Origin of the sequence: Arsenophonus sp. ENCA (assembly GCF_002287155.1) — a bacterium.
GTDB classification, from domain to species: Bacteria; Pseudomonadota; Gammaproteobacteria; order Enterobacterales; family Enterobacteriaceae; genus Arsenophonus; species Arsenophonus nilaparvatae.
This window is the reverse complement of the sequence record NZ_NHNG01000441.1, coordinates 1-5,451: the sequence shown is the minus strand read 5'-3', so window position 1 is coordinate 5,451 and position 5,451 is coordinate 1. Positions and strand designations below refer to the sequence as shown.

Below are 5,451 nucleotides of genomic sequence, written 5' to 3'. Positions count from 1 at the left end.
TCGGTGGCCTTTTTGCCGCAGCTCGGGCATCCCCGACCTTTACAGCTTTGGTAAATAAGGCGCCGATGTGGACAATGGGTATTCTCACAGCATAATTCGCGGCTTCCCATAAGTGGTGTGCCACAAGCTAGCATTTTGGTGACAACTTCTACTTCAACAGGCCTCAGTGGGTAAGTGTTTAGCAGTTCGGCCCAAGCACCGTTTCGCTGAAACAACGTTTTTAGAGGGCGAGGAGTGAATTCAGAAAGCACGGGGGTAATTTTATATGATTTCCAGAAGTTCAAGGTACCACCATTCTACCCGATATCGATTTGCAGCCGCTAGGCTGCTTCCTTGAAACATCCTTAGCTAAATTCTATATTTCACTACTCAGATCAGAATTTCGCCACTATCAAGATTATTTAGTTTTAGCGCAAGCTATTTCTAGCGAAAATATTCAGCAGCGGATCGAATATTTTGCTAACATCGAGGCTAAATTGATCGAAACGCCGGATAGCGATTTTAAATTTCATAGTGGCGTTCCCGCCTGATATCAAACAAAAAGGTGGGTTTTCCTCCCACCTTATTAATATTAACGATATTGCAAAGATATTAGGTCTTAAATAAAGATTCCATACTAAGACCTTGATTATGCAAAATATCTTTTAGTCGGCGCAAACCTTCAGCCTGTATCTGACGAACACGTTCTCTAGTAAGACCAATCTCTCGCCCTACCTCTTCTAACGTTTCCGATTCATAACCCAATAAACCAAAGCGGCGTGCTAATACTTCACGCTGTTTTGCATTAAGTTCAAACAGCCATTTAACAATACTTTCTTTCATATTGTTAGCTTGGATAGTTCCTTCAGGCCCTGAATCGTTATCATCAGATAACACATCAAGTAACGCTTTATCTGAATCACCACCGATTGTAGTATCTACAGAAGAGATCCGCTCATTTAGCCGTAACATCCGGCTAACATCATCCACCGGTTTGTCTAAGCGTTCTGCAATTTCTTCGGCACTTGGCTCATGATCAAGTTTCTGAGCCAATTCTCTTGCAATACGCAAATAAACATTTAACTCTTTAACGATATGAATCGGTAAGCGGATAGTTCGCGTCTGATTCATAATTGCTCGTTCAATAGTTTGGCGGATCCACCATGTTGCATAAGTTGAAAAACGAAAACCCTTTTCCGGATCAAATTTTTCAACCGCCCGAATTAATCCAAGATTGCCTTCTTCTATCAGATCCAGTAGGGCAAGACCACGATTACTATAGCGACGAGAAATTTTTACAACCAAACGTAAATTACTCTCAATCATACGCTGACGTGATGCTGCATCACCACTTAAAGCGCGCCTCGCATAAAATACTTCTTCTTCCGCTGTCAGAAGAGGTGAATATCCAATCTCACCAAGATAAAGCTGAGTTGCATCTAGAACACGTTGATTAATATTCTGAAATATATCTGAATCATCATCTTGCTCTAGATTTAACTCCTCTTCTTTTAGCAAGCTTTCATCGAAAGCTTCCGCATCCATGCTAGTTTCGTCTAAATCGTCATATAACTCGTTAACTTTTAGCGAATTTTGGCTCATCAGTCACTCCTACCCTTGATAATGCAGACAGCATTGACAAGCAATCTGTCCAAGTTATCGTTGCGAAAGATAACACAACGGGTTTACTGATTTTCCCTTGTAACGAATTTCAAAATGTAATCTTACCGAACTTGTACCGGTGCTACCCATAGTGGCGATCTTTTGCCCTGCCTGAACCTCCTGTTGATCACGAACTAATATAGTATCATTGTGAGCATAGGCACTCAGATAGTCATCGTTATGTTTTATTATTATAAGATTTCCATATCCACGTAATGCATTTCCAGAATAAACCACTTTTCCTGCTGTAGTTGCAAAAACAGGTTGACCGCGCGATCCGGCAATATCAACACCCTTATTTCCGCCCTTCACATCAGAGAAAGATTCAATCACTTTCCCTTCGGCCGGCCAGCGCCACTTACCTACTGTATTGACTACGCTGTTACTATTTAAACCCGAAGATGCTGTTGTTGCGGGCGGCGTAGATGGTGTTAGTGGCTTGGATGCTCTCGGTAACATCTTTTCTGAATTTTGCTCACTGACAGATGAAGCATACGCATTAGTTGACTGAGAATCAACATTTGTATTGTTAGTATTCGGAGTACGATTAGCAACTACCATTTCTGAGTCGGTAGAACTACTACCAATATTAAGTACTTGCCGAATATTTAAACTATAAGGTTCTGCAATTTTATTACGTTGCGCTAGATCACGATAATCATTGCCTGTTATCCAAGCAATATAAAACAGCGTATCACCTCGTTTAACAGTATAGGTGTTACCACTATAGCTTCCTTTTTGGATATTATCATAATTTCGGTTATAAATTATTCGGCCATCCGTGTTAGTCTTAGGTGCTGGTATCACTGGCTGATATACCGGCTTATTTATACTATTATTTTGATTACTAACAGAAATATTTTTAGGAGAAGAGGGTATTGGCGTATTTTTTGATGATGTATTGACAGCAGGATAAGTATCAATTGGGCGGCTACTATCTTGGACACTACTAATTGGCGCTGCTGGATGATATGGTGTCGAGCACCCTATTAACATTGTGCCTGTTATTATATAGATAGTTGCCCATCGAATCGCAAATTTTGGGCTGTTAAAATTCATACTTCTTCTCCCGTGAAGATAAATCTTGAATAAAAATCGATAATGTAAGTCATGATCGACAATTTATCGCAATAGCTAAATAATAAATTATTATGCTTATTAAAGTAGAGATTAATAAAACCTTAAATTATCTATCGCTAAAATATTACCTATTTCATGCCAAACTTCCAGGAATTAAAGGAACAAATCGCACTGACTCTACCGTTGTAGCATGAAAATCATTACCCTGACGTTTAATAACTTTTAACATCTGTTTTTTCTCACCGACAGGTAATACCATGCGGCCACCATCTTTCAATTGTTCAAGCAACACGAGTGGGAGTTCTGCCGGCGCCGCGGTTACAATGATTCCGTCAAAAGGCCCTTTTGAAGCCCATCCCATCCAACCATCGCCATGACGGGTTGAAATATTATGGAGATCAAGTTGTTTTAATCTACGTTTAGCATTCCATTGTAGTCCCTTGATCCGTTCTACCGAAAAAACCCGCGCGACAAGATGAGCTAAAATGGCTGTTTGATAACCCGACCCTGTGCCTATCTCTAAAACATGATCCGAAGGAGAAAGCGTAAGTAATTCTGTCATACGAGCAACAATATAGGGTTGCGAAATAGTCTGAGAAAAACCTATAGGTAAAGGAATATTTTCATAAGCTTTATGTGAAAGTGCTTCATCGACAAAACGCTCACGAGGAACTTTTGCAATAGCTGCCAATAGACCTTCATCTTTAATCCCTTGATGGCGTAGTTGTGTCAATAAATCTCTCATTGACCGTTTTAGCATTCCTCACTTGCCTCTGCTTTTAATAACCAATCTTTAACAACTTGCTGATCCTTATAAGCGGTTAAATCTACTTGTAATGGTGTAATAGAAACATAACCCGCTGCTACCGCAGCAAAATCAGTATCTGGACCTGCATCAGATATTCCGCCAACTGGCCCTAACCAATAGACCGTATCGCCCCTTGGATCTTTAGATGGATCAACTTGTTGAGCTGCATGACGACTACCACAGCGTGTTACTTTGTAACCTTTAATTTCCGATAAAGGAATATCAGGAACATTAATATTAAGAATATTACCCGCTTTTAATGGCGTTTTCTGTAATAATTTTAATAAATGACAAGTTACTTCTGCTGCTGTTTGGAAGTGTGTTTCACCATTCAATGAAACCCCAAGTGCAGGTAAACCAAGATGACGTCCTTCTGTCGCCGCTGCAACGGTACCTGAATAAATCACATCGTCACCCAGGTTGGGGCCATGATTAATACCCGAGACGACGATTTCAGGCGAGGGTCGAATAAGCTGATTAACGCCTAAATAAACACAATCCGTTGGCGTTCCTTGTACTGAGATGTCTCCATTGGCTAACTTGGCTATTCGTAATGGTTTATGAAGTGTTAATGCGTTTGATGCCCCACTTCGGTTTCTATCAGGTGCAACAACCTGAACGAAATAATGTTTACGTAATGCAGTAGCAAGCGTTTGGATGCCAGTTGCTGTTACACCATCATCATTACTTAGCAATATCCTTAGCATTATTGTATCCCGTTGATTTATATTGAACGTTATATTAAGAACCAGGCTATTTTATCCAACTATTATCATCTATGATAAAAAAAGATTATGGGTTGAAAATAGCGTCAATAATAGATTACAGCAAGAATATCATTAAGTAACAATAAAACACATCAAATTACGATAGAAAAATGAAGGTCTAATATTAGTGGATGTGAATGTAATAAAATAACAATATAATTTTGTTTGTTTTAACAACTACCTGAAAAATAATAAAATATCTAATTACAATTATCATTTTTAAATAACATAAATAAGATAAGCCAAAATAATATCCAATGAAAATAATATCTTAACCAAATATCTAACTAGCAATACATCAATCAATAAAAAAAAATTTCTAATAAATATTAAAAATGTATAAAGAGTTGTTGACTAAATACTATCAACACTACCAGTCAATAACGAACAAAATAAGTAAGTTAACTTTTTACAACAGCAGAAATAACACTGCCCAATGTATTAACCACAAATTTTTTTATTAAAATTTTGTCGGTTGAATTCTAATATTTTCACTTAATCTTAAAATCTATTGAGCAAATTTGATTAGCTATTTTCAGCTTCTTTTATTTTGACTTTAGTTAATAACAGCATTTATCAATTAAGAGTTGCAAGCAATCGGTTACATCTGACTGATAATAGCAAAATAAAAATTTTACCTTAATGGCGCTTATTACAAAAGAAGGCCTAATACCTTTAAAAACAAACTGACAGCATAATTGTTAAATTTTAAATCTTATTATATTTTATATAATAAGATTTATCATCAACAACATTATTTTTAACCGAATACTATTCAGCAATATCAATAATATTTTCAGTAGATTGATTAATTAATTCTCGTATCACACTGGTGGCAAAACTACCCTTAGGTAATGAAAAAGACAATTTCAAGGTTTGCTGCTCTAACCATTTCCAATGCATATTATGAGGAACAACAATGATCGCTCGTCGAACCAAATTTGTTCGTTCAGCTTCCAGCAGCGGCAATAAAATAGAAAAATGAGTTAAGCACTGCTGTTCAAACAGTTTAGGTCGGGTAGCAACGTGACATCTCTGTCACGCCGCCCCCTAAGAACGGTACGTGCAAGTTTCCCCGCATACCGCTCAAGCCTTTATAAGTTACGATACTATACGATCGTAACCAGCAGCCCTACTATGTTTTTGTCGATGGCA

General features: G+C 37.8%; 6 protein-coding genes and 1 pseudogene. 1 reads left to right on the top strand and 6 read right to left on the bottom strand.

The window, feature by feature from the left end; all coding sequences use genetic code 11:
* Nucleotides 1-284: transposase zinc-binding domain-containing protein (locus CBG25_RS11495; RefSeq protein WP_290604579.1), on the bottom strand; the 284-nt coding region annotated here is incomplete at its 3' end.
* 23 nt (nt 285-307) lie between these two features.
* Between CBG25_RS11495 and miaE the strand changes: the two are divergent.
* Nucleotides 308-530, top strand: a pseudogene (miaE, locus tag CBG25_RS11490) (tRNA isopentenyl-2-thiomethyl-A-37 hydroxylase MiaE); the annotation flags it as partial.
* 61 nt (nt 531-591) lie between these two features.
* On the opposite strand, the gene rpoS reads toward miaE, so the two are convergent.
* The 5 genes from rpoS to truD form a co-directional block, all read right to left on the bottom strand.
* A complete protein-coding gene (rpoS, locus tag CBG25_RS11485; protein WP_290606747.1) occupies nt 592-1,581 on the bottom strand; it encodes an RNA polymerase sigma factor RpoS in 990 nt (329 codons plus the stop codon).
* 54 nt (nt 1,582-1,635) lie between these two features.
* Nucleotides 1,636-2,700 (bottom strand): murein hydrolase activator NlpD, encoded by a 1,065-nt coding sequence (nlpD, locus tag CBG25_RS11480; protein ID WP_290606745.1) that lies wholly within the window; start codon nt 2,698-2,700, stop codon nt 1,636-1,638.
* 154 nt (nt 2,701-2,854) lie between these two features.
* Entirely contained in the window at nt 2,855-3,481 is a 627-nt protein-coding gene (locus CBG25_RS11475; RefSeq protein ID WP_032115462.1) for a protein-L-isoaspartate(D-aspartate) O-methyltransferase, read from the bottom strand.
* Nucleotides 3,475-4,236, bottom strand: a complete 762-nt coding sequence (surE, locus tag CBG25_RS11470; protein WP_290606742.1) for a 5'/3'-nucleotidase SurE — start codon at nt 4,234-4,236, stop codon at nt 3,475-3,477. Before surE ends, CBG25_RS11475 begins: the two co-directional genes overlap by 7 nt.
* An 831-nt stretch (nt 4,237-5,067) precedes the next feature.
* The gene (truD, locus tag CBG25_RS11465) at nt 5,068-5,235 is read right to left on the bottom strand and encodes a tRNA pseudouridine(13) synthase TruD (RefSeq protein WP_290606740.1); all 168 of its coding nucleotides are present in this window, start codon (nt 5,233-5,235) and stop codon (nt 5,068-5,070) included.
* Between the last annotated feature and the right edge of the window lie 216 nt (nt 5,236-5,451).

Bases quoted from the DNA above. Each gene is read 5' to 3' on its own strand.
- surE (WP_290606742.1), bottom strand. From the start codon at position 4,236: ATGCTAAGGATATTGCTAAGTAATGATGATGGTGTAACAGCAACTGGC.
- nlpD (WP_290606745.1), bottom strand. From the start codon at position 2,700: ATGAATTTTAACAGCCCAAAATTTGCGATTCGATGGGCAACTATCTAT.
- CBG25_RS11475 (WP_032115462.1), bottom strand. From the start codon at position 3,481: ATGCTAAAACGGTCAATGAGAGATTTATTGACACAACTACGCCATCAA.
- rpoS (WP_290606747.1), bottom strand. From the start codon at position 1,581: ATGAGCCAAAATTCGCTAAAAGTTAACGAGTTATATGACGATTTAGAC.